Annotated in this window: 22 protein-coding genes and 1 pseudogene; 14 read left to right on the forward strand and 9 right to left on the reverse strand. The window is 59.7% G+C overall.

Going from position 1 to position 26,518, the window contains the following annotated elements:
- The first annotated feature begins 11 nt into the window (after positions 1–11).
- The 8 genes from zwf (at position 12) to IMCC20628_RS16895 (ending at position 6,951) form a co-directional block, all read left to right on the forward strand.
- Positions 12–1,487: a glucose-6-phosphate dehydrogenase gene (zwf, locus tag IMCC20628_RS16855; protein ID WP_047031182.1), complete on the forward strand. Its 1,476-nt coding sequence runs from the start codon at positions 12–14 to the stop codon at positions 1,485–1,487.
- Entirely contained in the window at positions 1,474–2,196 is a 723-nt protein-coding gene (pgl, locus tag IMCC20628_RS16860; RefSeq protein WP_082128190.1) for a 6-phosphogluconolactonase, read from the forward strand. The genes zwf and pgl overlap by 14 nt, the downstream gene beginning before the upstream one ends.
- A 208-nt stretch (positions 2,197–2,404) precedes the next feature.
- Complete coding sequence (gene edd, locus IMCC20628_RS16865) at positions 2,405–4,222, forward strand: phosphogluconate dehydratase (protein WP_047031184.1); 1,818 nt, start codon at positions 2,405–2,407, stop codon at positions 4,220–4,222.
- Between the two features lie 552 nt (positions 4,223–4,774).
- Entirely contained in the window at positions 4,775–5,095 is a 321-nt protein-coding gene (locus tag IMCC20628_RS16875; RefSeq protein ID WP_047030050.1) for a hypothetical protein, read from the forward strand.
- A gap of 95 nt (positions 5,096–5,190) precedes the next feature.
- Positions 5,191–5,490, forward strand: coding sequence for a hypothetical protein (locus IMCC20628_RS16880; protein WP_047031186.1), 300 nt, complete (start codon positions 5,191–5,193; stop codon positions 5,488–5,490).
- A 188-nt stretch (positions 5,491–5,678) separates the two neighbouring features.
- Positions 5,679–5,978 carry a hypothetical protein gene (locus IMCC20628_RS16885; RefSeq protein ID WP_156174548.1) on the forward strand — a complete coding sequence of 100 codons (300 nt, stop codon included), beginning with the start codon at positions 5,679–5,681 and terminating at the stop codon, positions 5,976–5,978.
- Positions 5,979–6,167: 189 nt separating this feature from the next.
- Positions 6,168–6,467: a hypothetical protein gene (locus tag IMCC20628_RS16890; protein ID WP_047031188.1), complete on the forward strand. Its 300-nt coding sequence runs from the start codon at positions 6,168–6,170 to the stop codon at positions 6,465–6,467.
- 187 nt (positions 6,468–6,654) lie between these two features.
- Positions 6,655–6,951 (forward strand): hypothetical protein, encoded by a 297-nt coding sequence (locus IMCC20628_RS16895; protein WP_047031189.1) that lies wholly within the window; start codon positions 6,655–6,657, stop codon positions 6,949–6,951.
- Between the two features lie 115 nt (positions 6,952–7,066).
- On the opposite strand, the gene ugpC is transcribed toward IMCC20628_RS16895, so the two are convergent.
- The 5 genes from ugpC to IMCC20628_RS16920 all read right to left on the reverse strand — a co-directional run bounded on the left by ugpC (position 7,067) and on the right by IMCC20628_RS16920 (position 13,695).
- The gene (gene ugpC / locus IMCC20628_RS16900; protein ID WP_047031190.1) at positions 7,067–8,155 is read right to left on the reverse strand and encodes a sn-glycerol-3-phosphate ABC transporter ATP-binding protein UgpC; all 1,089 of its coding nucleotides are present in this window, start codon (positions 8,153–8,155) and stop codon (positions 7,067–7,069) included.
- A 32-nt stretch (positions 8,156–8,187) separates the two neighbouring features.
- Positions 8,188–9,855 (reverse strand): alpha-glucosidase, encoded by a 1,668-nt coding sequence (locus IMCC20628_RS16905; RefSeq protein WP_047032685.1) that lies wholly within the window; start codon positions 9,853–9,855, stop codon positions 8,188–8,190.
- 19 nt (positions 9,856–9,874) lie between these two features.
- Entirely contained in the window at positions 9,875–11,014 is a 1,140-nt protein-coding gene (locus tag IMCC20628_RS16910) for a carbohydrate ABC transporter permease (RefSeq protein WP_047031191.1), read from the reverse strand.
- An 11-nt stretch (positions 11,015–11,025) separates the two neighbouring features.
- On the reverse strand, positions 11,026–12,267 hold the full coding sequence (locus tag IMCC20628_RS16915; protein WP_047031192.1) for a sugar ABC transporter permease: 1,242 nt from the start codon (positions 12,265–12,267) through the stop codon (positions 11,026–11,028).
- A gap of 78 nt (positions 12,268–12,345) precedes the next feature.
- Positions 12,346–13,695: an ABC transporter substrate-binding protein gene (locus IMCC20628_RS16920; protein WP_047031193.1), complete on the reverse strand. Its 1,350-nt coding sequence runs from the start codon at positions 13,693–13,695 to the stop codon at positions 12,346–12,348.
- Positions 13,696–14,013: 318 nt separating this feature from the next.
- On the opposite strand from IMCC20628_RS16920, the gene IMCC20628_RS16925 reads away from it, so the two are divergent.
- From IMCC20628_RS16925 to IMCC20628_RS16940, 4 genes and pseudogenes are all read left to right on the forward strand, one after another.
- Complete coding sequence (locus IMCC20628_RS16925; protein ID WP_047031194.1) at positions 14,014–15,087, forward strand: substrate-binding domain-containing protein; 1,074 nt, start codon at positions 14,014–14,016, stop codon at positions 15,085–15,087.
- 159 nt (positions 15,088–15,246) lie between these two features.
- Complete coding sequence (locus IMCC20628_RS16930) at positions 15,247–16,545, forward strand: P-loop NTPase fold protein (RefSeq protein ID WP_156174550.1); 1,299 nt, start codon at positions 15,247–15,249, stop codon at positions 16,543–16,545.
- 4 nt (positions 16,546–16,549) lie between these two features.
- Positions 16,550–17,827: an IS66 family transposase gene (locus IMCC20628_RS16935; RefSeq protein ID WP_047029005.1), complete on the forward strand. Its 1,278-nt coding sequence runs from the start codon at positions 16,550–16,552 to the stop codon at positions 17,825–17,827.
- A 30-nt stretch (positions 17,828–17,857) separates the two neighbouring features.
- A pseudogene (locus IMCC20628_RS16940) lies at positions 17,858–18,619 on the forward strand (transposase); the annotation flags it as partial.
- A 437-nt stretch (positions 18,620–19,056) separates the two neighbouring features.
- Here IMCC20628_RS16940 and folD read toward each other — a convergent pair.
- Complete coding sequence (folD, locus tag IMCC20628_RS16945; protein ID WP_047032686.1) at positions 19,057–19,956, reverse strand: bifunctional methylenetetrahydrofolate dehydrogenase/methenyltetrahydrofolate cyclohydrolase FolD; 900 nt, start codon at positions 19,954–19,956, stop codon at positions 19,057–19,059.
- Between the two features lie 146 nt (positions 19,957–20,102).
- Entirely contained in the window at positions 20,103–22,967 is a 2,865-nt protein-coding gene (locus tag IMCC20628_RS24335; RefSeq protein WP_197078323.1) for a GNVR domain-containing protein, read from the reverse strand.
- A 19-nt stretch (positions 22,968–22,986) separates the two neighbouring features.
- Between IMCC20628_RS24335 and IMCC20628_RS25450 the strand changes: the two genes are divergently transcribed.
- A complete protein-coding gene (locus IMCC20628_RS25450; RefSeq protein ID WP_197078324.1) occupies positions 22,987–23,313 on the forward strand; it encodes a hypothetical protein in 327 nt (108 codons plus the stop codon).
- Positions 23,314–23,462: 149 nt separating this feature from the next.
- Positions 23,463–24,728 (forward strand): transporter, encoded by a 1,266-nt coding sequence (locus IMCC20628_RS16955; protein ID WP_047031196.1) that lies wholly within the window; start codon positions 23,463–23,465, stop codon positions 24,726–24,728.
- Positions 24,729–24,737: 9 nt separating this feature from the next.
- Here the strand turns inward: IMCC20628_RS16955 and IMCC20628_RS16960 are convergent, their stop codons facing one another.
- Both IMCC20628_RS16960 and IMCC20628_RS16965 read right to left on the reverse strand, forming a co-directional pair.
- The gene (locus IMCC20628_RS16960) at positions 24,738–25,616 is read right to left on the reverse strand and encodes a DUF6492 family protein (RefSeq protein ID WP_047031197.1); all 879 of its coding nucleotides are present in this window, start codon (positions 25,614–25,616) and stop codon (positions 24,738–24,740) included.
- Between the two features lie 42 nt (positions 25,617–25,658).
- The gene (locus tag IMCC20628_RS16965; RefSeq protein ID WP_245307808.1) at positions 25,659–26,498 is read right to left on the reverse strand and encodes a WecB/TagA/CpsF family glycosyltransferase; all 840 of its coding nucleotides are present in this window, start codon (positions 26,496–26,498) and stop codon (positions 25,659–25,661) included.
- Positions 26,499–26,518 lie beyond the last annotated feature (20 nt).

Here is a 26,518-nt window from a genome sequence, read left to right on the forward strand (position 1 = left end):
GATGCCAACCCATGAGCCAGATCATTATCCCGGTCGACCCGTTTGACTATGTCGTTTTTGGCGGCACCGGCGACCTTGCCGAGCGCAAGCTGCTGCCGGCGCTGTTTCACCGTCAACTCGCCGGGCAATTGACCGAGCCGACCCGGATCATCGGCGCGTCGCGCTCGGAGATGGATCACGAGGGCTACCGCAATTTTGCGCGCGAGGCGCTGAAAGAGCATCTTCCGGACGACGAGTATCAAGAAGAAGACGTTGAGCAATTTCTGGCGCGGCTGTTTTATGTTGCGGTTGATGCCAAGTCCGACAAGGGCTGGTCCGAGCTCAAGGCGCTTCTGGACGAAGCCCCTGAACGGGTCCGGGCATTCTATCTGGCGGTCGGACCGGCGCTGTTTGGCGACATTTCCGAGAGGATCCAGTCGCACGGACTGATCACCGAGCAGACCCGCATCGTGGTTGAAAAGCCCATTGGTCGGGATTTGCAATCGGCACGGACGCTGAACAAGACCATCGGCGAGGTGTTCGAGGAAGAACAGATCTTCCGCATCGACCATTATCTGGGCAAGGAAACGGTACAGAACCTGATGGCGCTGAGGTTTGCCAATGCGCTGTATGAACCATTGTGGAACTCGGCCCATATCGACCATGTGCAGATCACCGTGGCCGAGTCCGTCGGGCTCGAAAGCCGCGCAGGCTATTACGACAAGGCCGGTGCGCTGAGAGACATGGTGCAGAACCATCTGGTGCAGCTGTTGTGTCTGGTGGCCATGGAGCCGCCGTCTTCAATGGAGGCGGAAGCGGTGCGCGACGAGAAGCTGAAAGTGTTGCGCTCGCTCAAGCCGATTACCGAGAACAATGCCGATGCCGTAACCGTGCGCGGCCAGTACAAGGCCGGCGCCTCGGCGGGCGGCCCGGTAAAAGGCTATCTGCAGGAGCTTGAAGGCGGGGTTTCCAACACCGAGACCTTTGTCGCCATCAAGGCAGAAATCGACAACTGGCGCTGGTCCGGCGTGCCGTTCTATCTTCGGACCGGCAAGCGGATGAGCGAGCGAATTTCGGAGATCGTGGTAGCGTTCAAGCCGATCCCGCATTCGATCTTCGGCCCCGGCGCTGGCCGGATCACCGCCAACAAGCTGGTGATGCGGCTGCAGCCCGATGAGGGCGTCAAGCAATGGATCATGATCAAGGAACCCGGCCCCGGCGGCATGCGGCTGAAGCATGTGTCGCTCGACATGAGCTTCGCCGACCGGTTCGAGGAGCGCAATCCGGACGCCTATGAACGGCTGCTGCTGGATGTGATCCGCTGCAACCAGACGCTGTTCATGCGCCGCGACGAGGTTGAGGCGGCCTGGAGCTGGGTCGACCCGATGCTGACGGCGTGGGAAGAGACCGGCCAACCTGTGCAGCCCTATACGGCGGGCACCTGGGGACCGAGCCAGGCCATTGCGCTGATCGAACGCGACGGCAGGACCTGGCATGAGACCGACTGATATGGCGCAAGCCAACATCCGGCAAACAGATTTCGGCAGCGGTGCGGAACTGGCCGAGGCGCTGGCGAAAAAAATTGCCGATCGGCTGAGCGCGGCAATCGCTGGGCGCGGACAGGCAACGCTTGCCGTGTCCGGCGGATCGACGCCGAAGGCGCTGTTTGTGGCACTGTCCAAACTGGACATTAAATGGTCAAAAGTAACCGTGACACTGGTTGACGAGCGTATGGTCGGTCCGGATCACGAGCGTTCCAACCATCGGCTGGCGAGCCTGTATCTGCTGCAAAACCGTGCCGCCGAAGCCAGGTTCCTGCCGCTGTTCAACAGGGCCGGCGATGCGGACGCGGTTGCTGCAGCCGCGGCGCAAAAGATCGACGCGCTGGCGCTGCCCTTTGACGTGGTGGTGCTGGGCATGGGAACCGACGGGCACACGGCCTCGTTCTTTCCCGGCGGCTCGACGCTGGCAGACGTCACCGATCCGGCCTGCCCGCAAAGCGTGATGGCGATCGAAGCACCGGGTGCGGGCGAGCCGCGGCTGACACTGACCTTGCCGCGCATCGTGGACGCGGGCCTGATCGTGCTCCATATAGAAGGAGACGAGAAGCAATCCGTGCTGGCCAGGGCGCTGGCAGACGGGCCGGTTGCCCAGATGCCGGTGCGCGCCGTGTTGCGTCAGGCCAAGACACAAGTCGAGATTTACTGGGCGCCCTGACTGACGCGGGCGCCATTCCGGGTTTGCGACCCGCTACCTACCAGGACGTTTTTGCCGTGTTTCGTTTTCTGGAACGCCCTGTCTGTCAAAATGCAGTTTCTGACCGTCTCCCGGTCGAGGGAATTGCATTTCTGTTTGCCAACGCAGCCCGGATGAAAACCGTCTCCCCGGTTACCCGGAACTGCTCTGAACCAAAAGGATGTCAGACATGACTGTCGATCCCCGCATTGCCTTTGTCACCAACCGGATTGTCGAACGCTCCAAACCGAGCCGTGAAGTCTATCTGCAGCGGTTGCGCGAGATGGCCGAGAAGGGCCCGTTCCGCTCTTCCCTGTCATGCGGCAACCTGGCCCACGGCTTTGCTGCCTGCGGCCCCGATGACAAGGCGAGCCTCGCCGGCGACGTGGCGCCCAATCTCGGCATCATCACCTCTTACAATGACATGCTCTCGGCGCATCAACCGTTCGAGACCTATCCGGCGCAGATCCGTGCTGCGGCGCGCGACGCCGGCGGCGTGGCACAGGTGGCGGGCTCGGTGCCTGCGATGTGCGACGGGGTCACCCAGGGCCAGCCGGGCATGGAGCTATCGCTGTTTTCGCGCGACGTGATCGCGCTGTCGGCGGCTGTCGGTCTGTCGCACAACATGTTTGATGCGGCGGTCTATCTGGGCGTCTGCGACAAGATCGTGCCGGGTCTGGTGATCGCGGCGCTGAGTTTCGGCCATCTGCCGGCGGTGTTCATTCCGGCCGGACCGATGACGACGGGCCTGCCCAATGACGAGAAGGTGCGGATCCGCCAGCTCTATGCCGAGGGCAAGGTCGGCCGCACGGAACTGCTTGCGGCTGAATCCCAATCCTACCATGGCCCGGGCACCTGCACGTTTTACGGCACAGCCAATTCGAACCAGATGCTGATGGAAATCATGGGCCTGCACACGCCCGGATCGTCCTTCATCAATCCGGGCACGCCGCTCAGGCAAGCGCTGACATCGGAAGCGACCAGACGGGCGCTGGCAATCACTGCACTCGGCAACGAGTTCACCCCGGTGGGCGAGATGATCGACGAGCGCTCGGTGGTCAATGGCGTCGTTGGCCTGCATGCCACCGGGGGGTCGACCAACCACACGCTGCATCTGGTGGCGATGGCGCGTGCAGCCGGCATTCGCCTGACCTGGGAAGACATTTCCGACCTGTCGGACGCGGTGCCGCTGCTGGCGCGGGTCTATCCGAACGGGCCTGCGGATGTGAACCATTTCAATGCAGCCGGTGGTCTGGGCTTCATGATCGACCAGCTGCTGTCCATCGGGCTGCTGCATGAGGATGTGCGCACGGTCTGGGGCAAGGGGCTGTCAGCTTACGCTGTGGAAGCCAAGCTCGGCGCCAACGGCACGGTGGTGCGCGAGCCGATTTCCAAGATCAGCGGTGACGCCAAGGTGGTGACGACGGCCGACAAGCCGTTCCAGCCAACCGGCGGACTGAAGATGCTTTCGGGCAATCTCGGCAAGGCGGTGATCAAGACTTCCGCGGTCAAGCCGGAGCGGCACATCATCGAGGCGCCAGCGCGGGTGTTCCACGATCAATCGGGATTGCATGCGGCATTCCAGGCCGGAACGCTGACCGGCGACTTTATCGCCGTGGTGCGCTTCCAGGGACCAAAGGCCAACGGCATGCCGGAACTGCACAAGATGACGCCGCCGCTGGGCGTGTTGCAGGATCGCGGCCAGACGGTGGCGCTGGTGACTGACGGCCGCATGTCGGGTGCCTCGGGCAAGGTGCCCGCCGCCATTCATGTGACGCCGGAAGCCAAGGACGGCGGACCGATCTCCAGGATCCGCGATGGCGACATGATCCGGCTCGATGCCGTCACCGGCAAACTCGACGTGCTGGTAGACGCCGCCGAATTCGCCGCTCGCGAACCGGCGCAAGCGGATCTGAGCCACAATGAATGGGGCATTGGCCGCGAATTGTTCGCCCGCTTCCGTGAAAATGCCGGAACCGCCGACGAAGGCGCCAGCGTTTTGTATTAAAACCCGGCTGCATTTCTGTGTGATGAACCAAAGGCCCCGGCGGCTAGCGCTTCCGGGGCCGTTTTGTGTGCGCGATTCAGGGTCGCCACCCCAATTTGGCTCGAAATTCAATCACATCGGGTAAGCGCTGATCACGTAACGCGTGATTACCTGTGAGAATTGCCGCAAATGACATCACAAGCTGCCGACGGGATGACATTTCAGGACTTATTTTGCGGCGCAAAAACCCGGATTTCGTCTTTTTCACCAATCAGATGTCGCCGATTGTGAACAGTGCAGGGCGCACAGCGTTGACGAAAAAGCACCCGGTGACGCGCCGATTCCCCTTTTAACCTATTGATTATGCTAATTTTAAAGAACCTCGTCGCTCAACATGATGTCGGCATTTCACGCCGGGCGCACGCTCTGTTCACATCCATGTGGCTGGCAAGTCATCTGCGCCAGGCCCATCTTCAGGTCATCGGAACGGCGCGGCCCGAACGAAACAAAACTACGGACCGCACGCTCCAAACCAAATCGCAGACGACGCAAACATATTAAAGGAAAAACACCATGAACAAGCTCATCATCGCCCTCGGCCTGACACTCGCAACAGCCACCGGCGCATTCGCCGATTCCTCCGCACTCGACGCATTTGTGCCGCAAGCTCCGAGCACTTCGACCATTGATTACACTGCAACGGCTTCGGTCGGCGACGTCGCAAACGACCAGATCGTCTACAACCGTGCAGGCAATGACGGCTCGCCAACATTCGTAGCTCCGCAGGGCAACGTTGACTACACAGCAACCGCATCGATCGGCGGCGGCGTCTCCAACGAGCAGGTCACCTACAACCGCGCCGATAATGACGGCTCGCCGACGTTTGTTCGCTAAGACTTGCCTGATTGCGGGGCCGGCTTTCCTCCCGGCCGGTCCTGCACCCCACCCGATCACAACATCACATTTCATCCCATCAAAGGATCACCATCATGAACAAGCTCATCATCGCACTCGGCCTCACCCTCGCAACGTCGACCGGCGCATTTGCCGCTTCCACCGCCATGGACGCCTATGACCTGCCTGCCGCACAGGGCACCGCACACTACGCTGTCGGCGTTAGCAACGATCTGGTCAGCTATGACCGCGCCGGCAATGACGGCTCGCCAACATTCGTGGCTCCGCAGGGCAACATCGATTACACCGCGACGGCTTCGATCGGAGACGTGTCCAACGATCAGGTCATCTATGACCGCGCCGGAAACGACGGTTCGCCGCACTTCGCGCGCTAAGACTTGCCTGATTGCGGGGCCGGTCTCCTCCCGGCCGGTCCTGCACCCCTCTCCGCCAATCACGCAGCCGTGAACGCGGCACAATGGATCTCCCGGAACCTTTCTCGGGCCCGGCCATTGTCACCCCGAACGACACAGAAACAGACGCTGTCCTCCCAAGACATGCATTCATTCAAAGGACCTATATTATGAACAAGCTCATTATCGCACTCGGCCTGACACTCGCAACTTCGACCGGCGCATTTGCCGCTTCCACCGCCATGGACGCCTATGACGTGCCTGCCGCACAGGGTTCAGCCAACTACGCTGTCGGCGTGTCCAACGACCTGGTCAGCTATGACCGTGCCGGCATGGACGGCTCGCCAAGCTTTGAGGCCCCACAGGGCGGCATCGACTACACAGCAACCGCTTCTGTCGGTGAAGCATCCAACGAGCAGGTCACCTATGACCGCGCCGGCAACGATGGTTCGCCGCACTTCGCGCGCTAAGGTTTTCCTGATTGCGGGGCCGGTTTCCTCCCGGCCGGCCCTGCACCCCTCTCCGCCTGATCACGCAGCCGTGAACGCGGCACAGTGGATCTCCCGGAACCTTTCTCGGGCCCGGCCATTGTCACCCCGAACCACACAGAAACAGACGCTGTCCTCCCAAGACATGCATTCATTCAAAGGACCTCTATTATGAACAAGCTCATTATCGCACTCGGCCTGACACTCGCAACTTCGACCGGCGCATTTGCCGCTTCCACCGCCATGGACGCCTATGACGTTCCTGCCGCACAGAGTTCAGTCAACTACGCAGTTGGCGTGTCCAATGACCTGGTCAGCTATGACCGTGCCGGCAATGACGGTTCGCCAAGCTTTGAAGCCCCACAGGGCGGCATCGACTACACAGCAACCGCTTCGGTCGGTGAAGCATCCAACGAGCAGGTCACCTATGACCGCGCCGGAAACGATGGTTCGCCGCACTTCGCTCGCTAAGACTTGCCTGATTGCAGGGCCGGTTTCCTCCCGGCCGGTCCTGCCCCCCTCTCCGCCAATCACGCAGCCATGAACGCGGCACAGTAATTCCCCGGAACCTTTCCCAGGCCCGGCCATTGTCACCCCGAACGACACAGAAACAGACGCTGTCCTCCCAAGACACGCATTCATTCAAAGGACCTCTATTATGAACAAGCTCATTATCGCACTCGGCCTGACACTCGCAACTTCGACCGGCGCATTTGCCGCTTCCACCGCCATGGACGCCTATGACGTTCCTGCCGCACAGGGTTCAGCCAACTACGCAATTGGCGTGTCCAACGACCTGGTCAGCTATGACCGTGCCGGCATGGACGGCTCGCCAAGCTTTGAAGCCCCACAGGGCAGCATCGACTACACAGCAACCGCTTCGGTCGGTGAAGCATCCAACGAGCAGATCACCTATGACCGCGCCGGAAACGACGGTTCGCCGCGCTACAACTAAGCCCTCCCAAGGCTCGGGGCATGTCCCCAAACTCCCGCAAAGGCGGGACCGGTGCCTCCTCCAGGCCGGTCCCGCCTTTTGCTTGTCTGGAGCATCGCGTGACGCACAGGGCGCCTCAGGTGCGGTAGGTGTTTCCGTCCGCGTCAAACAGATGCAGCTTGGCCTTGTCTGCGGTGAAGCGCAGCCTGTCACCGCGTTTGACCGGCTGGTGGCCGGGCATCTTGGCGATGATCGGGTCGCTTTCGGTCAGGTCTTCGACATAGAGCAGCGTCACCTCCCCCAGCGCCTCGACAACAGATACCGTTCCCTCAAACAGGAAGTCGTCGCCGGTGGTGGCCAACAGGTCTTCGGGCCTGACGCCAAAGGAGGCTTTCTTGCCCTTGTCGCTGTCGGGAACAGAGATACCGGTGTCGACCGACTTGTCGCCCGAAAACGAGATGACGGCGCTGGCCCCGGCCTTTTCGATGATGCCGGGAATGATGTTCATGGCCGGCGAGCCGATGAACTGGGCGACGAACAGGTTCTTCGGCCGGTCATAGAGCTCCATCGGCGGGCCGACCTGCTCGAGATAACCACCGGCCAGCACCACGATCCTGTCGGCCAGCGTCATCGCCTCGACCTGGTCGTGGGTGACATAGATCATCGTGGTATCAGGCATGGATTCATTGAGCTTGGCGATCTCGAGCCGGGTGGCGACGCGCAGCGCCGCGTCGAGATTGGACAAGGGCTCATCAAACAGGAACACTTTTGGGTCGCGGCAAATAGCCCTGCCGATGGCAACGCGCTGGCGCTGGCCGCCCGAGAGCGCCTTGGGCAACCGGTCGAGAAAGGGACCCAGCTGCAGGATGTCGGCTGCGGCGCGCACCCTTCGGTCAATCTCCTCGGTGGTCTCGCGGGCGATGCGCATGCCGAAGGCCATGTTGTCGTAGACCGTCATGTGCGGATAGAGCGCATAGGACTGGAACACCATGGCAATGCCGCGCTTGGAGGGCGGCACGTCGTTGACCACCATGCCATCGATTTCCAGCGTGCCGGCGGAAATCTCCTCCAGCCCGGCAATCATCCTGAGCAGCGTGGACTTGCCGCAGCCGGACGGGCCGACAAAGACGATGAATTCGCCCTGGGCAATTTCCAGGTCGACGCCGTGAAGCACTTCGACAGCGCCGTAGGACTTCTTGAGGCCCTTCAATTTCAAGCCGGCCATGGTTTCCTCCCAATAGAGCTCTTGATGTGTCTTCACCCCAGCCTGGCGAAGAAGGCATCATAAGGCGAAATTTCAATTGTATCGGGCCGCAGAAACCCGGAAAAGCCATGTCCATCAAGCGATTCGACAATGCCCGGAGGCCGATCGATGACCTGTATTTCCTCACTCAGATTGAACGCACAGAAAATCACGTCGTTACCATCACGGCGGATCATCGACAGCACATGGTCGCCTGACTCATGAAACTCGAGACTGCCCTTGATCAATGGCCGGTGCGCACGGCGGAAAGCCAGCATTCTCCGGTAGTGATTGAGCATAGAGGCCTGGACAAGCTCCTGCGCATCGACCGCGAGGTGCCGGTGTTCCGGCGGGACCGGCAACCATGGCTGGCCCATGGTGAAGCCGGCCGATTGCTCATGCTCGGACCACACCATCGGGGTGCGGCAGCCGTCACGGCCCTTGAAGTCAGGCCAGAACTGGATGCCATAGGGATCCTGAAGATCCTCAAAGGCCAGATCGGCTTCGGTCAGTCCCAGTTCTTCGCCCTGGTAAAGGCAGATCGAGCCTCTGAGCGACATGATCAGGCCGGCCAACAGCCGCAAATAGTGGTCAAGATTAGTGACATCTGCGCCCCAGCGGGTGGCGTGACGGACGACATCGTGATTTGAGAAAGCCCAGCAAGCCCAGCCCTCAGGCGCTGCAGTCATGAAATCGGTCATGACATTGCGGACACGGGCGACCGTGATCTTCTCCTTGGCGAGAAACTCGAAGGCGTAGCACATGTGCATCTTGTCGTGGCCGGAGGTGTAGTCGGCAACGATCTGCAGGCCTATCTGTGCGTCGCCGACTTCGCCAACGGCAGTGGTGCCGGGATATTCGTCGAGCAGGGTCCGGAAGCGCTTGAGAAACGCGATATTTTCCGGGCGGTTCTTGTCGTAGACGTGAAGCTGATGATTGTAGGGATTGACCGCCGGCGCGATGGAGTCGTTGCGCAATTCCTTGGCCAGAGGCGGGTTGTCGCGCAACTGCTCGTCGTGGAAGTAGAAATTGATGGTGTCGAGCCGGAAGCCGTCGACACCGCGATCAAGCCAGAAGCGCACGACGTCGAGCAGTGCGGCCTCAACTTCCTCGTTGTGCAGATTGAGATCCGGCTGCGAGGTGAGGAAATTGTGCATGAAATACTGTTCACGCGTGCCATCCCACTGCCAGGCCGAGCCGCCGAAAATCGACATCCAGTTGTTGGGCGGCGTGCCATCGGGTTTGGGCTCGGCCCAGACATACCAGTCGGCCTTGGGATTGTCCCTGTCGGCCCGGCTCTCGATGAACCATGGATGCTGGTCGGAGGAGTGCGAAAGCACCAGATCGATGATGACCCGGATGCCATGTTCATGGGCCACCTTGACCAGATAGTCGAAGTCGCCGAGCGTGCCGAACATCGGATCGACATTGGTGTAGTCGGAGACATCGTAGCCGAAGTCCTTCATCGGCGAGGTGAAGAAGGGCGAGATCCAGATTGCATCAACACCCAGGGAGGCGATGTAGCCGATCCGCTCGGCGATGCCGATCAGATCGCCGATGCCATCACCGCTGGTGTCCTGAAACGAGCGCGGATAGACCTGATAGATCACCCCGCCGCGCCACCAGTCTGCGTCCGGTATCAATTCAACCCCGGTCTGCAGTCTCTTGCCGGCGAGTGTCATGGTCTTCATGTAAACCTCATTACTTCACGGAACCGGCCAGCAGGCCGCGAACCAGATATTTCTGCATGGCGAAGAAGACCGCCAGCGGCACGGCGATCGACACAAAGGCCGAGGTCGCCAGAATTTCCCAATTGCCGCCACGGGTGCCGAGCAGTTCGACAATCTGCTTGGTCATGACCGTGGTTTCGCCGGTGGAATCAATCAGGAAGACGAGGGCAACGAGAAGGTCGTTCCAGGTCCAGAGAAACTGGAAAATGGCGAAGGACGCAAGTGCCGGAAACGACAATGGCAGGATAATCTTGACGAAAATCTGGAAATCGGTGGCGCCGTCAACGCGGGCGTTTTCGATGATGTCGCGCGGCAGGCCGACCATGTAGTTGCGCAACAGATAGATCGCCAGCGGCAGACCGAAGCCGGTATGAGCCAGCCAGGCGCCGAGATACCCCTTGCCGATGCCGATGTCATTGTGCAGCCTGAGAAGCGGTATCAGCGCCAGTTGCAACGGCACGACCAACAAGCCGACCACGGCGGCTATCAGCAGCGAGCGTCCCGGAAACCGCATCCAGGCCAGCGCGTAGGCGGCAAAGGCGGCGATGACGATCGGGATGATGGTGGCGGGGATGGTCACGGTCAGGGTGTTGAAAAAGGCCTTGGCCATGCCTTCGCGGTTGTTCGGATCAAACAGCACGAAACGGTAGTTGTCGAAGGTGAATTCCGGGGGCGCCTCCGCCGTGGTGAAAACCCGCGGCAGCCGGCTGTCGCCAAAGCTGTCGGGCCCGGACAGGCGGAACGTTCCGTCAACGGCAACCGTCAGCTTTTCGCCGTCGCCGAGATCCGCCACGTCGCCCGGGACATAGGCCTTGGGCTCGCGGGAACTGGTTCCCCAGCGGCTGATTTCGACATTGTCAGCGGCGTAGAGACCGCCTTTGATGACATATTCACCGTCTTCCCGGGTTTCGTCACCGGAAATGCGGATCGCCGGGCGCTGGCGTTCCTGGGTGAACAGCGCATTCCACCAGCCGGTGTTGGCGATCTGGTCAGCAGTGCGGAAGGAGGACACGAACAGGCCAACCGTCGGAAACAGCCACAGCGCCACCAGCAGAACGACCGAGATGTGAACGGCCCAGACGAGAGGCGATTTTTTCGATGATGAGTGCATCTCCGCCTCCCTCAGCGTGTTTCTTTGCGGGCGTTGTAGACGTTCCAGATCAGGATCGGCGTCACCAGCAACATGATGATCATGGCGCTGGCCGAGCCGACGCCCCAGTCATTGGCGCGAAACAGCTTGTCATACATGTAGTTGGCCAGAACCTGGGTCTGCCATTGACCATTGGTCATGGCAAAGACGATGTCGAAGACCTTGAGCACCACGATGGTGATGGTGGTCCAGACCACGACGATGGTCCCCATGATCTGCGGCACCTTGATCTTGAAGAAGATCTGGAACGGATTGGCGCCATCGATGACAGCGGCCTCGATGGTTTCCTCGGGGATGCCGCGAATGGCGGCCGACAGGATCACCATGGCAAAGCCGGTCTGGATCCAGACCAGCACCGCCATCAGAAAGATGGAATTCCAGAAGGGAATGGTCAGCCAGGTCTGCGGTTCGCCATAGGGCAGCGTGGCCGACAGCAGCGAAACGGTGGAGCGCAACGAAAGCCAGACGAGCACCACGGCGACAACAGCAAACAGGCCGCGCAGCACGAGCCCCCACCACGGGGTTGCGGAGTGGCTCTGGCCACCACGGGTGAGCGAGCGGACGATCTGATAGACGCTGTAGGCCAGAAAGGCAGCGAAAACGATCAGCACCAGCGCAGGCACGAGTTTGAGCACCACGACCGACATGAAACCGCCATCGAATCCGAGCCAGATCGCATTGAGCACGCCGATCTGGTCCTGATCGACGGGCCTTGTGTCATAGACCAGCTTCCAGATCACGGCGGCGCCGACAAAGGAAATCGCCATCGGCATGAAGATCAGCGATTTGGCGATATTGCCCCAGGAAATGCGATCGGTCAGCTGGGCGGCCAACAGGCCGAAGCCGGTGGAGAAGGCCGGCACGATGATCAGCCAGAGCATGTTGTTGCTCATGGCTTCCCAGAATTTCGGCTCGTCGAACATCTGCCGGTAGTTGGCCAGCCCGACAAAGGCGCCGCCGGCATCGCGGTCGGTCACTGACAGCCACAGCGTGGCGACGACGGGATAGGCCAGATAGAGGCCGAGGGCGAAAAGTGCCGGGAACAGAAACAGCCAGGGCCGGATCTGGTTGGCCCGGTTGATGTTGCGGCCGGCATTCTTGCCGGTGGCCGGGAACAGCACCTTGTCGAGGAACTGATTGGAAAAATAGAAGTAGCCTACGCATCCGCCGACGCCGACGATGATGGTGATCAATCCCTGAAGTGCCGGATGCATGCTACTCCCCCCAATATCGCCGCTGAAGGAGACCCCGGCAGAGCGCCGGGATCTCCCGATTTGGCATGCGTGTCCGGTTTACTTGAGCGCGTCCCAGGACTTCTGGATGGCCTCGGCGACGTCTTCGGCCGAGCGGCCGCCGGCGTAATCGACCATGCCGGTCCAGAACGAGCCTGCGCCAACACCGCCGGGCATCAGGTCGGAACCGTCGAAGCGGAATGTGGTGGCGCCGAGCAGGACGTCGTTCATCTTCTTCAGCGTCGGATCGGAGAACACATCGGTGTTGACTGCCTTGTATGGCGTCAGGAAGCCCTTCTGGGCCATCCAGATTTCATGGGCGATCGGTGACTGCAGGAACTTGATCAGTGCCTGGGCGCCGGTGCTGTCCTTGGTAATGGCCCAAACGGTGCCTGCACCGAGGACCGGCTTGCCGAGATCCTTGCTTGCATAGGCGGGCATGTAGAAGAAATCAGCGTCGGTGCCGACCTTGGTGCCTTCCGGGAAGAACGCCGGAATGAACGAGGCCTGATGGTGCAGGTAGCACTGCGGCGGTGACGAGAACAGGCCCTTGGGGCTGTCGCGGAAATCAGTGGTGGCAACAGCGCCGGCGCCACCGGCAACAAAGGCGTCATTGCGGGCGAACCAGCCGAATTCCTCGATCGCGCCGATGACGGCCGGATCAGTGAACTTGACCTCGTTGGAGACCCACTTGTCATAGACATCCGGCGCCTGGGTGCGCAGCATCATGTCCTCGACCCAGTCTGTCGCCGGCCACCCGGTGGCGCCGCCTGAACCCAGACCGATGCACCAGGGTGTGCCACCGTCATCGACGATCTTCTGGGTCAGCGCCTTGAGGTCTTCCATGGTTTCGGGGATCTCGTAGCCGGCATCCTCGAAATTTTCCGGGATGTACCAGACCAGCGATTTGACATCGACCTTGTAGAAGAAGCCATAGAGGTTGTCGCTGCCGTCCTTGCCTGCATAGGTGCCGAGATCGACCCAGGACTGGCCGGCGGCGTAATTTTCCTTGACCCAATCGCCAGTGCCTTCAGCCAGCGGGGTGAGGAAGCCGCGCTTGGCCATATCGGCGGCAAGACCGGGCTGCGGGAAAACCGCGATATTGGGCGCGGAACCGGCTTCGGCATCGATCATGATCTGCTGCTCGAAACTGTCGGAGCCGACATATTTGACGTCGGCGCCGGTGGCTTCGGCGAAATAGGCCAAGACGGCTTCGGCATTCTCCTGGTCAGGTCCGAGCCAGGGACCGAACACGGTCACTTCCTCGCCGTTGAGCTGCGTGGCTTTGAGCGCCTCGTAGCTCTCCCAGTTGAAATCGCCCTCACCAGGCGTGAACTTGAGGTCCGCGGCCTGTGCCGACCCCAAAGTCAGCGCAGCGGCTGCGACGCTCATCAGAAACAGTTTCTTCATCGATTTCTCCTCTCGGCCAATATCTGGCCTCCACTTGAAGCTTTCCACATTCCCACAGCCATGGCCGTGCAAAATCCAAAGCGCTTTGGCTTGCCTTCAGAGGATTACGGGAGCAGGTTCGAGTCAAGCTCAAAGTTTCAACATCTGGTTGGAGCAGGCGGCTTTTGCTGCGTTGCAACAGATTTTTGCGTTGCGTTATCGGCTCTTTTCGCTTTTCTTGCGATCCAAGATACGGCTTACTAGGCGGCCCCCGACAACCGGGAGAGACACGCCCGCCGCATATTTCCAAAGCGCTTTGAAAGAACTGGATCGCATGACGTGAACCTCAAGCAGTTGTCAGAGCTACTCGAACTGTCGCAAACCACCATTTCGCGGGCGCTCAACGGCTATCCCGAAGTCGGCGAACGGACCCGCCGGCGGGTTCTCGAGGCGGCGCACCGGCATGGCTACAAGCCGAATTCCAATGCGCGCAAGCTGGCGACCGGCCGGGCCGGCTCTATCGGCTACGTGCTTCCCGTGGGGCGCAATGTCGATCTCGATCCGCATTTCGTCGAGTTCCTGTCGGGGCTTGGCGAGCATGCGCTGTCGCGCGACGTCGATCTTTCACTGACGCCAGCAGTGCTGGAACGCGAGAGCGAGGCCTATCGGCGGATTGCCTCGAGCCGCTCGGTGGACGGGGTCTATCTGTCCTCGATGCGCAATGACGAACAGCGCATCGCACTGGTGCGCAGCCTCGGCATTCCGTTCCTGGCCCATGGCCGGGCGCTGCAGCCCACTGTCGGATACGCCTTTCTCGACATTGACAACGAAGGCGCGTTTTACAACGCCACGCGGCTGCTGTTGCAACTGGGGCACAAGCGGCTGGCCTTCATCAATGGCGACACCGATTTCAGCTTCGCGGTTCACCGGCTCGACGGCGTGCGCCGGGCGTTGCGGGAGCACGGCCTGCCGGACTCGGCGCTGGTGCAGCATTCCGCAGCGATGAACGAGGAGAACGGCTACCGGCTGGCGATGGCGCTGTTCCGCGATGCCGATCCCGACACCCGGCCGACCGGCGTGCTCAGCGCCTCGATGTTCACCACACTGGGGATCGTCCGCGCCTTCAACCAGCTTGGACTGCGAATGCCCGACGATGTCTCGATCATCACCCATGATGATGTGTTTCCGTTCCTCAAGCCCGAAAGCTTCACCGTGCCGCTGACCACAACCCGCTCGTCGATCCGGGCGGCCGGTGCGCGGGTGTGCGAGCGGCTTGTCGACATCATCTCGGGGGTGGAAACCGGGGCAGTGCAAGAGGTCTGGCCGGTGGAACTGATCGTGCGCGCCTCAACCGGCCCTGCCCCGGCGGCGAAAAATCCGACGCGCAAGCGACCGGCGGAAGCGGCGGAGTAGGGGGCGGGACCGGGTGAGAGACAGACAAGCTGATTATGCGACGCGGCGATACTGCTAGCAGGCTTGCGCAGGACGGTAGACCTTGGTCACAAAGGGCGGGGAGCGGACTTTCGCTTCTAGAAGAATAAACGGCAGCTGCGCGAACAAAGTGGCCTTATTTTGATCTTCAAAAGGTTGTTAGCATCGATTCTCACAACCTATTTTCTTCCTGCATCTGATGTTATTGATGGCTGCATTCATCTGGCCAAAATTCTAATGGAGATACTTTTGAAACTTTTGCCGCCTGAGCCAAAAATTGATTTGTATAATGAGGGTTTTGAAACACCCGATATTCTTCAACGAAAGAAAGTGAGCGCGGCGCTTTCTGATCTATTAGGTCGAATTGAGGATCCCATTGTTGTTGCTCTCGATGGGAAGTGGGGGACCGGAAAATCCTACTTTCTCAAACGCTGGGTGGCTGCGAATAATATCGAATACGGCAGCTCTGCAACCACCGTCTATTTTGATGCCTTTGCACACGACTACCATAGCGACCCTCTCCCGGCATTGGTTTCTGCATTGGCAGATCGACTACCGAAAGAGAAATTGGGTCAAATACAGAAGGTAAAAACAGCGGCATTTAAATTAGCCAAGCCGCTCGCACGTATTGGTTTGGCAGTAGCAACCTACGGTGCAACAGAAGCTGCAAGTGGTATAGGAGACACCGTTGTTGAAGCGGTTAGCAAAGAGGCTGCATCTGGTATGCAAGCATATTGGGCGCAAGAGAAAGCGCGAGGTATCGCCATAGCTGAATTTAGGAATGCAATTGAATCACTCGCCACCCCAAAGGATAGCGATAGCGTTGGAGCATCCGTAATAATTGTAGTCGACGAACTAGATCGGTGTCGCCCAGATTATGCTTTAGAGGTTTTAGAAGTAATAAAGCATTTCTTCTCTGTTCCACATCTGCATTTTGTCCTTGGTGTAAATTTAAAGGCGCTTGAAAACAGTGTGCGGGCTCGGTATGGGGAGCATATTGATGCGCATGCATATCTGAAGAAATTTATACACCTGTCACTTAAGCTGCCGGAGAATTTTGGCACTGACTATGATAAAAAGAGCGCTTCTCTAATATATATGGGACATTTAGTTAGTGAGATGGGCATCCCGGAGCACATTGGAGGACGCCTTCAGAACCGATTGGATATTGTTTCAAGATCGAACGATATTTCTTTGCGGAATATTGGGAAAATTGCGATGTCTGTAAACATTTCCAGCGGTGACGTTTTGGAGCCAAAAAACTTCTATGCTGGCTGGATAGAGGTATTTGTCGATTTGATCATTTCGAAAATTGTTCGCCCTGATCTTTATCCAAAATTTTTGGACGCTTCTATTAGCAAAGAAGAGTTACTGTCTTACCTAGGCGCTACCGGTAATTACCCACCCCCTTGCCATGCACCACAATGTCTGAATCCATGATGATATGGATCGGACTGATTTGCAGCAGCTGAGCAAGGACGAATTGATCGAGATGGTGCTTCGGCTCCAACGGCCTGCCAAGGATTCTCGGACGTCTTCCAAGCCGCCCTCTACGGACAAGAAAGAGAAACGCGTCAACTCACGACCGGGTGGAGCCAAGCCCGGGCATGAACCCCACAATAGGGTGCTGGCGGATTTTGCCGACATGTTTCGCGATCATGAACCGACCGCCTGCAAGAGATGCGGCCATGCGTTTTCCGGTGATGATACGATGGTGCTGGCCGGGGCCTATGACGAGATCGATATTCCTGCGATCCGTCCTCATGTCACCCGGCATCGGCGTTTTTCCTGTCATTGCCCGCAATGCGGCACGACGACAAAAGCCACCGCACCTGCCGTGGCAACCGCAACGCCGTTCGGGCCAGGCATTCACGCGCTGGCGATCTACCTCAAGAGTTTCCATGCATTGTCTTACGAACGCCTGAGCGGTGTGTTCATGGATATCTTCGGCCTCCATGCGAGCGAGGGCGCGATCATGAACATGTTTGCCCGCTCCCGTCCGAGCTTCCAGGCCACAGCACAGGCCGCCAAGGCCAGCCTTCGAGCCGCCCGCGTTGTCGCCAGCGACGAAACCGGTGTGCGTATTGAGGGCACAAATGCCCAACACTGGGTTTTTCATTGCAAGGATGCCGTTGTCCACCAGCCCGATTACTCCCGTGCAGCACGGGTCGTTCACGAGACCATGGGCGGCCATGTCCCCGAGGTATGGATATCTGATCGGTATTCAGCCCAGCAATCTCACGGCCATCGACATCAAACCTGCCTTGCACATTTGGCGCGTGATACAGCCTTTGCGCTGGAACATGGCGAGGATGATCTCCCTCTTCGCTTCCAGCTTTGGTTTGGCCGTGTGTTTGATTTCGCCAGAGCCATAAGCACATTCGCTGCGTCTACCGTCGCAAGCAAGAAGCGCAAATTCGATAAACAGCTTGCCGGGCTTCTATGCGCCCCGACTTCATGCGACCTGGCCCAAAAGCTCCAGGCCAAGATCGGGCGGGCCCGCGATCAGCTGCTGACGTTTTGCGACTATCCCGGAGAAGTCGATGTCACCAACAACACATCTGAGCGAAAGCTCCGTCCATGGGTCATTCAGCGAAAGGTGACAAACGGATATCGCGCCATGTGGGCCGCCCAAGCCGAAGCGAACATACGCACGACAGTCGATACCGCACGCCTCAAAGGCGCAAACCCCTTCCAGGTCATCGCATCCGTCCTGGCATAGGCCGGTAGAAGAACCGGAAATCACGAATTCAGGGGTGGGTAATTACTGAACATGTTTGCCCGCTCCCGTCCGAGCTTCCAGGCCACAGCACAGGCCGCCAAGGCCAGCCTTCGAGCCGCCCGCGTTGTCGCCAGCGACGAAACCGGTGTGCGTATTGAGGGCACAAATGCCCAACACTGGGTTTTTCATTGCAAGGATGCCGTTGTCCACCAGCCCGATTACTCCCGTGCAGCACGGGTCGTTCACGAGACCATGGGCGGCCATGTCCCCGAGGTATGGATATCTGATCGGTATTCAGCCCAGCAATCTCACGGCCACCGACATCAAACCTGCCTTGCACATTTGGCGCGTGATACAGCCTTTGCGCTGGAACATGGCGAGGATGATCTCCCTCTTCGCTTCCAGCTTTGGTTTGGCCGTGTGTTTGATTTCGCCAGAGCCATAAGCACATTCGCTGCGTCTACCGTCGCAAGCAAGAAGCGCAAATTCGATAAACAGCTTGCCGGGCTTCTATGCGCCCCGACTTCATGCGACCTGGCCCAAAAGCTCCAGGCCAAGATCGGGCGGGCCCGCGATCAGCTGCTGACGTTTTGCGACTATCCCGGAGAAGTCGATGTCACCAACAACACATCTGAGCGAAAGCTCCGTCCATGGGTCATTCAGAGAAAGGTGACAAACGGATATCGCGCCATGTGGGCCGCCCAAGCCGAGGCGGATGTACGCACAACCGTCGATACCGCCCGCCTTAAAGGCGCAAATCCCTTCCAGGTTATCGCATCCGTCTTGGCGTAGGCCGACATCAAGGCCCGAAATCATAAATTCAGGGGTGGGTAATTACCGCTACCGAGCAAACGCTTGTTAGAGAAGTTGGTGGGGAGCGTAATCCAATTTATGAACACAATATCTATTGGATATTTAACACCTGGCTTTACTTATGTCAGAATGGTCGTCTTGACACAGATGACAGCGGTGCTCAGTCAGCCATTGGACAACAATTTGATCAGTTTGGTCTTAGAGAAGAGGGCCGTAAGTTCCCGATGAAAGTTCATCGACGTTGGCTTGATCAATTCAGCTTCTATGCGGCTGATTAGAGCCTGCGAGGCAGTCATTTCAAACCTCGCATAAGGGCTCAAACTGCTTTCACTGCTAATGCATCCAAGGTCAGCAATGGGCCGGAAGCATCAATCGCTCCTGAAATCCAAACCACTCAAGATCGTGGAAACACCCGCTCAGAACGATGGTGGTTTCATGCCGTTGGCGCGCATGGCGGCGGTGACGGTGTTGGCCATCAGCATGGCGATTGTCATCGGGCCGACGCCGCCGGGGACCGGGGTGATGACAGCGGCGACTTCGGCGCATTCGTCAAAGGCGACATCGCCGACGAGACGGGTCTTGCCCTCGCCCCGCTCGGGCGCGTCGATGCGGTTGATGCCAACATCAATCACCGTAGCGCCGGGCTTGACCCAGTCAGCCTTGACCATGCGTGGGCGACCGACGGCAGCAACCAGGATATCGGCATTGCGGCAGACGCCAGCTAGATCCTTGGTGCGGGAATGCGCAGTGGTGACGGTGGCATTGGCGGCCAGCAACAGCGCCGACATCGGCTTGCCGAACAGGTTGGAGCGGCCGATGACCACGGCATTGAGGCCGGACAGGTCAGCACCATGGGTCTGGCGGACAAACAGCATGGCGCCGGCAGGGGTGCAGGAAATCAGACCGCCTTCGAGGTCGCCGGTCATCAGCTTGCCGGCGTTGACGACATGCAGGCCGTCGACATCCTTTTCCGGACGGATCGACTGGATCACCGCGTCAGAGTCAAAATGATGCGGCAGCGGCAGTTGCACCAGAATGCCGTGGATCTCGGCATCGGCATTGAGCGAAGCGACAAGCGCCTCGAGCTCGGCCTGGGTGGTATCGTCCGGCAAGGTGTGCTGGACCGACTTGAAGCCGCACTGCTTGGCCATGCGGCTCTTGGACGAGACATAGACATGCGAGGCCGGGTCATCGCCGACGATGACCACGGCGAGACCTGGCCGAACGCCGGTGGCGGCCTCAAGGGCGGCGCTGGCCGCGGTGACCTGTTCGACAACGCCTGCAGCGACAGCCTTGCCGTCAATTACCTTGGCCATGTTCATCCCTCTTCGATTTCCTGTCCCGCGCCGTCAGGATTTTGGTCCGCTGCGTGGTCTTGTGTGTGACCCTACGCAACCGGACGCAAGGGCTGATCGCCTCTTTGCGTCCTCTGGTGTCGAAAAACAAGGCCGGATGGGCCGCGTCAGCTGCCTGTTCTTGCTGATCCGTAACCCACGATACGCGATTTCAGCATGTCCATATTGCGCCGGATCTGGTCGACCGACGGATTGGCGGCGGGCTGCGGCTGAACGGGTGCTGCAGAAACCGGTGCAGGACTAACGGGTGACGGGGTTGGGAACGGCGCCGCGACGGACGCGGGCTGAGACCAGACCGGCGCAGGTTGTGGCGGCGCCACCGGATACTGAGCCTGCGGCTGCGCCGCGAGCCAGGGTTGGTCCTGCGGCGATTGCGCCGGATAGGGCTGCGGGGTCTGCTGATGCAACGCCTGTGTCTGGTAGTGCGAGGCCTGGGCCTGCGGTGGCGCGGGTTGGTAGTGTGGCTGTGGCTGATACTGCGCCGGCTGCAACTCGGGTTGCCGTGGTTGATAGTGCGGCGACTGCCACTGAGGCTCCCGGTGCTGATGCTGCGGGACCTGTGGCTGCGCAGGCTGGTAGGGTGATGCCTGATAGAGCGCTGGCTGAGGCTGCACGGGCTGGTACTGCGGCGCTTGCTGCTGGACCTGGCCGGCTGCACCATGGCGGGCGTCGTACTGCGGTTGTCCCGCCTGATGAGCTGCCGCATAGGGATCGGACGCCGGGCCGGACGGGTAAGCCGGCTGAGTATGTGTCTGGTGCTGGGCCGGATGGACAGTCCAGACCGGCTGAACCAGCCGCAGACCATCGCCGCCAGACTGAGGGGCTTGTGATGCCGGGTTCGGCTGCTGACGCAGCGGGGCTTGCTGCCAGTAACCGGGCTGGGTCAGATCGGACGGCTGACGGAACAGGCTGTCGTCCTCATGGTGCTGCTGCCCGGACTGATCGGGGCGTGCCGACTGTTGGTGCTTCCATTGCTGGCGCACAGGCGTTGACCCGAGAACATCAGGAGATGACGGTGCTGCTTGCGGATGAGCCGGTTCCGGGCGGGACGGCTCCGCCGCAGGGCGCTGACCGGCAGCCCGAGCCCGAATACTGGCATAGGCCTTGGTCGCGGCTTCAAGCGCGCTGGTGTCTTCGTCGGCCGCGGCTTGCAGCGCATCGGCGTCTTCGTCCCGGCGGGTCCAGGTTCGGCGCGAGGGGCCGCCTGGAGGGGTCCGTGGGCCGGGATCGGGAGCTTGCGGATAGGCGCCAAAGGGCGGGGCCTGAAATCGTGCCTGCACCGGGCCGCTGTTGTAGGAGCGGAAGCTCTCCACGGCGCCTGCCAGAAGCGCCAGGCCGAAGCCCGCGAAAAAGCCTGCGAACATTCCACCGATCGCAATCAGTTTGCGCGATGGACCCATGTTGCGCAGCGGCGCTTCAGCCGCCGAAATGACGCGAATATTACGGGTCGACAGGTTGGAGCGTTCGCTGGTTTCGCGCGAGCGCGTCAGGAAAGCCTCATAAATGCCGCGGGTCGCGGTGGCCTTGCGCTCCAGTTCGCGCAGGGTGACGAGTTCCACCGACTGATCCAAAGAGCGGTTCTTGGCCACCGCCATTTGACTGGCCAGTTCCTGCTCGGTCTCGACGGCGCGCTGCAGTTCAGTCTGGGAACTGGCGACAATGCGGCGCAGTTCGGCGCTGATTTCTGCGCTGATCGTGTTCAGCGCAGATTTTGCGGCGATGTATTGCGGGTGCTTCGGGCCTAACCGGGTTGCCAGCGTTTCAGCGCTTGACCTGGTATCTGTGTATTGCTTGCGCAAGGCGGTGAGATTGGCCGACAGCAGTTCCTCGGGAAACGCGCCCGACAGCACATCATCAGGCTTGACCCGGGCGAGATTGTCCGCCTTGACCTTGATGCCGACCTTCATGGCGCGCGCCGTGGCCAGTTGATCGCTGAGTGCGAGGATCACCTTGTCATCAATATACTGGCCGCCGACGCCAACGAGCCCGTTTTCGGCCTTGAACCGTTCCACTTCGCGCTCGGCAGCATTGAGATCGGAGCGCAGCGCGTTGAGCCGGGTGTCGATCGACTCCGAGGTGCGTTCGAGAAGGCTGGACTGGGCCTGGCCTTCGGCATCCAGATAGGTCTCAACGATTTGATTGGCGATCAACGCCGATTTTTCTGCATCACGGGTCTGAACACCAATGATGATCACGAAGGTTTTTGCATCGCGCGAGACGCTCAGCGCATCGCGCAGTTTCTCAAGTGATTTCTGTTCGGCTTCGGAGGAGCCGCTCTTGCCGGTGAAAATTTCCTTGATCAGGGTGATCCCGCCGCCAATCCCGCCAACGGAGAGAGAGCCGTTGAATTCCGGATCGCGCTCCAGCCCGAGATCTTGAACGACCTTCTCCAGAACACCGGTGGAGGCCAGGATCTGCAATTGGCTGTCGGTGATTGCCAACATGGCTTCGGTGGAAAGCTGCTGGTTGCGGATGTCGTCTTCGGTCACGCGGATTTCACGCGGGTCAATGAACAGCCGGCTCTCCGCATAATATTTGTGCGGCGTCGACAAGGCCACCAGAACTCCCAGCACCGCGCCGGCCACTGTGGTGGCTGCGATCTGGCGCCGATAGCCCCATACGGAGGAAATCAGGATCGAGGCATCCAGCAGAGGACGCGATCCGGCATCGCCGTCTGCATGAGAGGGAGAATGCCAGTGGTAATGATCATCGTGGCCAGACCGGGTCGGGTTGGCAGGCCTCCACTCGCCGCGCGGCGGCGCCTGCTCCAAATCAGCGGGATCCGCCTCAGCTTCGTCCCGACGCGGCTGCTCCGCTGCAGACACTGGCGGGATCTCAGGCTCCCGCGGTTCGGTCCGTGGCTTGCCTTCCGGGGTGATGGTGCCGATCAGGCGCGAGATCCTGTCGCCGAATTTTTCGCCGCCTGCCGCTGCCGGTTCCTGTTCCTGTTCCTGTTCCTGATTATGGGGCAATGATGGCGCCGAGATCTGCGTGGGTGAGACCACAGGGCTGCTGTTTCTTGCGAAACTGGCGGTCGAAACCCGTGCGGAGCGCGGCGACGCCGCAAGCAGTGACGGCGCTGCGCGTGAAGGTGCCCGCAGCGACTCACGCGGCGGCAGCGGCGCGGAAGGCGCAACGCCGGCATGGTCAAGCAGAGACCCGCGCCGGGAACGCTGTCGTGGATATTTGGTGGAATCGCTCATATCCGGCTGCAGCCATTTTGTTTGTGGAAATCTTCGCAAATTCGTTAAGGCAAGCTATAAATTCATGGGTAATAAATGGTTAATTTCCGGCGGATACCCGGAATATTCTCAATAAAAACGCATGTCCGGCCGGATACGGTCCTTCTGCAGTGCCATTCGGAATTTCGACTGTCGCCCGATCCAAACGTCGAATTAACAAATTCCCCGTATTCATTACCCGGACATAGCGACGAACGCTGAAACGTTTCCCGATTCCGGTACCAAATGATTGCTCGTCTGAAGGATTTTGCCAGTACAAACAAAAGTTCGATCAACGCTTATCTCTCCATGATCGGGGGATCGGCTGGCCGGCTGGTCATTTCGCTTGTCTACTTCATTGCAATCGCCAACACCCTGACGATCAGCGATTTCGGGCTGTTTGCGACGGCGTCAGCCTGCGGAATCATGTTGTCGCGGCTATTGGCCTTCGGTTTCGTCTCACCGCTCTACAGGATCGCCACCGTCAAGCCCCGCCTGCTCGGCGTCTACACCGCGGGCTTTCTCGGCGGCATGGTGCTGTCGGCGCCGCTGATCGCCGGCGCGGCATGGATCACCTATGAACTGATCTTCGCCGGGCAGATGCAGATCGGCACTTTCGTCAAGATTATGCTGGCTGAGGTACTGTGCTGGCGGATCATGGAGATTGCCGTCATTGTCAGTTACGGCATCAACCGGTTTACGGCCGGTGCAATGCTGGTGGTTATCGCCACCACATTCAAAACCATTGCCGCTGTGCTGTTCGCCTGGCTGACCGATGGATCGCTGGATGTCTGGTCGACCTATTACATCCTGACAAATGATCTGGCCGCTCTGGCCGCCGTCATCTTTTTTTATCCAAAGGTCCGGCTTCGCTGGAAACCGGCACTGTATATCCGTCGCTGGCTTGATGCCGTGTCAGTGGCGGGCGCGGAGGTGTTGTTTTATGTCCAGTCCGAGCTCGACAAGGTGCTGGTATTATCACTGGGTGGACCAGAGACGGCAGGCATCTATGCGATCCTGATGCGGCTGGTTGATCTGACCGCACTGCCGGTTCGCGCCTTCCTTACGGTGCTGGTGCAACGGTTGATGCGCGATGCGAAAATGCTTGCAGATATCAAGACGAGGATCATGCTCGAGGGCGCCGTGGCCGCCGTTTCAACCGCCGGGCTTCTGGGCATGGCCGGGTTCTTGTGGTTCTTTCCCGAAGCCCTGGGCAAGAATGTTGCCGAGGCGGCGCCACTGTTGATTCTGGTGGTGCTGGTGCCTGCCTTCCGCAATCTCATCGAGTATCACTCGGAGCTGTTATACGCCACCGGCCGGACGGTGATCCGCATGTTGACGCTGGCTTCGCTTGCCGCGATGAAAGCCCTGTTGCTGGCCTATGTTCTGGGTTTGCATGCGGAAGTGGAGATATGGGTCGAGTTGCTCAATGTCGCATTCTTCGTGCTCTACCTGCAATCAGCACTGCTGACTTACCGGGCGCTACGCTCGATTGCGAAACGGCCAATCTGACGCACTGGCTCAGTCAGCTGTGATGGAGAATGCCGCGCGCCGGATTTCCGATAGCGGGTGATCGACGAAAGACTGCACCCCGATGGCAAACTGATCAGGCTGCAGACCACGCATGAACTCGGCCAGGCCTTCGGGGGTTTGCGCGAAGGTTTCCTTGAACCACAGAACATGGGACAGCGAGCGCGGGTCCGGCGTGTGGCCAGCCCCGCCCAGAACTTCATCGACAAAACGGCCATAGATCATGCATTCGGAAATATCGCGCGACGAGATGACCGCGCGAAGCCAGCTCTTTTCGTTGTGCTTTTCAAGGTGATCGAGCAGCGCCCGTGCTGTGTCCACCCGCCAGGGCACCATATTGGATATGTAATCATGCGCCGGATCCGGCCGGCGCGGCAGACCGAGAATACCGCCTGCATGGGCAAGCCAGTCCAGGTGGCCCGGTGTTGCATTGATCGCGCCATTATCGGCGCGAAACATCCGCATCCGGTCACCGGTCCAAAGACTGGCGGGATCGAAGGGGCGCACGAGCACAACATCGGAATCAATCGACAACAGCATGTCGGCTTCGACATGGCGGGCCATGGCCAGGCGGCGAAGCTGCTGCGCATGCCAGCCGCGCATTGGCCACGAGAACGGGCTCAGCCAGAGCCGGCGCCGACCAAGAGTCAGGGGATCGGGAAATGATCGCAGCCAGAAAGGAAACAGGTCTGCCTCACTGACCACGGTGCGCTTCGGGCCAGCAAGCTTGCCGAACAGCTTGACGTCAGCGCGATCCACCAGCAGGTAGTGATGCCACTGCCCCTGCATGAACCGGTCCATGCTTTCGCACAGAAGCGCACAACGGTCGAAATCGCCGATATAGGAAGCGGTCATTACGGCGGTTTTCATGGCGGCTCCGGCGGGGTCCTGAGTGCGTCAGCGAAAAGACTTTCAGGCAGGAACCTGAGGGGTTCGGCCAGCGCCCAGCAGCTTGTAGCGAAACACGTGGTACAGGAAAAGCGGGTTACCGACAATGTAACGGTACCACAGACGGGACGGCTCCTGAACAAGCCGCCAGACCCATTCGAGCCTCAGGTCGCGAATAAGCTGCGGCGCGCGCGGCACTGCGCCGGAGACGAAATCGAACAGCGCGCCGACGCCAAACACGACGCGACCGTGGCCCTGCCGGATGTTGCTATCAATCCAGATTTCCTGCCAAGGACTGCCCATCGCCACCAGGGTGATGTCGGGATCGATTGCTGCCAGCCGGTCAAGAATTTTCGAAGTGTCAGATTTGTCAAAAAACCCGTCAGATACGGTGTGGAACTCATGCCAAGGTGTTGAAAGCCTGAATTTGGCCACAGCGCTTTCGAGAATTTCGGGTCGCGCGCCGATCAGCGCGATTTTCAGCGGACGCTCGGAATGCACCAGCAGCGCCGGGATGAAATCGGTTCCATTCAGATTGGCTGGAAATGCCGTGCCGTGCAGCGCGCGCGAGGCGATGTCGACACCAATGCCATCGGGCAGCACTTCGCATCGGGCAAGGCCCTTCCGGTAACCGGGATCGCGCATGGCCAGATTGGCATTGTTGGCGTTGAGAAAATTGAAGATGCGTTGCGGACCATCGCCATTGAGCGCGCGTTGCAGCTCGGCCAATGCCTGACGCCAGCCAAACGCTGCGACCCGGATACCCAAAATATCCCGATGCTGATCCATTTCCGGCATAACAACTCCGAACACTTCCAACGCGGAATTCCCGTCATGGGCCGCCGCTTGAACCAGTGTTATCACTTTCTTAATATCCCCGCACC

The sequence above is a fragment of the Hoeflea sp. IMCC20628 genome (genome assembly GCF_001011155.1).
Lineage (GTDB): Bacteria > Pseudomonadota > Alphaproteobacteria > Rhizobiales > Rhizobiaceae > Hoeflea.

What these genes read in the sequence shown, in the direction of transcription:
- IMCC20628_RS16935 (WP_047029005.1), top strand. Translation starts at nt 16,550, where the DNA reads ATGGATCGGACTGATTTGCAGCAGCTGAGCAAGGACGAATTGATCGAG.
- IMCC20628_RS16885 (WP_156174548.1), top strand. Translation starts at nt 5,679, where the DNA reads ATGAACAAGCTCATTATCGCACTCGGCCTGACACTCGCAACTTCGACC.
- IMCC20628_RS16915 (WP_047031192.1), bottom strand. Translation starts at nt 12,267, where the DNA reads ATGCATCCGGCACTTCAGGGATTGATCACCATCATCGTCGGCGTCGGC.
- IMCC20628_RS16920 (WP_047031193.1), bottom strand. Translation starts at nt 13,695, where the DNA reads ATGAAGAAACTGTTTCTGATGAGCGTCGCAGCCGCTGCGCTGACTTTG.
- pgl (WP_082128190.1), top strand. Translation starts at nt 1,474, where the DNA reads ATGAGACCGACTGATATGGCGCAAGCCAACATCCGGCAAACAGATTTC.
- ugpC (WP_047031190.1), bottom strand. Translation starts at nt 8,155, where the DNA reads ATGGCCGGCTTGAAATTGAAGGGCCTCAAGAAGTCCTACGGCGCTGTC.
- IMCC20628_RS16880 (WP_047031186.1), top strand. Translation starts at nt 5,191, where the DNA reads ATGAACAAGCTCATCATCGCACTCGGCCTCACCCTCGCAACGTCGACC.
- IMCC20628_RS16895 (WP_047031189.1), top strand. Translation starts at nt 6,655, where the DNA reads ATGAACAAGCTCATTATCGCACTCGGCCTGACACTCGCAACTTCGACC.
- IMCC20628_RS16890 (WP_047031188.1), top strand. Translation starts at nt 6,168, where the DNA reads ATGAACAAGCTCATTATCGCACTCGGCCTGACACTCGCAACTTCGACC.
- IMCC20628_RS16875 (WP_047030050.1), top strand. Translation starts at nt 4,775, where the DNA reads ATGAACAAGCTCATCATCGCCCTCGGCCTGACACTCGCAACAGCCACC.
- IMCC20628_RS16905 (WP_047032685.1), bottom strand. Translation starts at nt 9,855, where the DNA reads ATGACACTCGCCGGCAAGAGACTGCAGACCGGGGTTGAATTGATACCG.
- IMCC20628_RS16960 (WP_047031197.1), bottom strand. Translation starts at nt 25,616, where the DNA reads ATGAAAACCGCCGTAATGACCGCTTCCTATATCGGCGATTTCGACCGT.
- IMCC20628_RS16955 (WP_047031196.1), top strand. Translation starts at nt 23,463, where the DNA reads ATGATTGCTCGTCTGAAGGATTTTGCCAGTACAAACAAAAGTTCGATC.
- zwf (WP_047031182.1), top strand. Translation starts at nt 12, where the DNA reads ATGAGCCAGATCATTATCCCGGTCGACCCGTTTGACTATGTCGTTTTT.
- edd (WP_047031184.1), top strand. Translation starts at nt 2,405, where the DNA reads ATGACTGTCGATCCCCGCATTGCCTTTGTCACCAACCGGATTGTCGAA.
- IMCC20628_RS16910 (WP_047031191.1), bottom strand. Translation starts at nt 11,014, where the DNA reads ATGCACTCATCATCGAAAAAATCGCCTCTCGTCTGGGCCGTTCACATC.
- folD (WP_047032686.1), bottom strand. Translation starts at nt 19,956, where the DNA reads ATGGCCAAGGTAATTGACGGCAAGGCTGTCGCTGCAGGCGTTGTCGAA.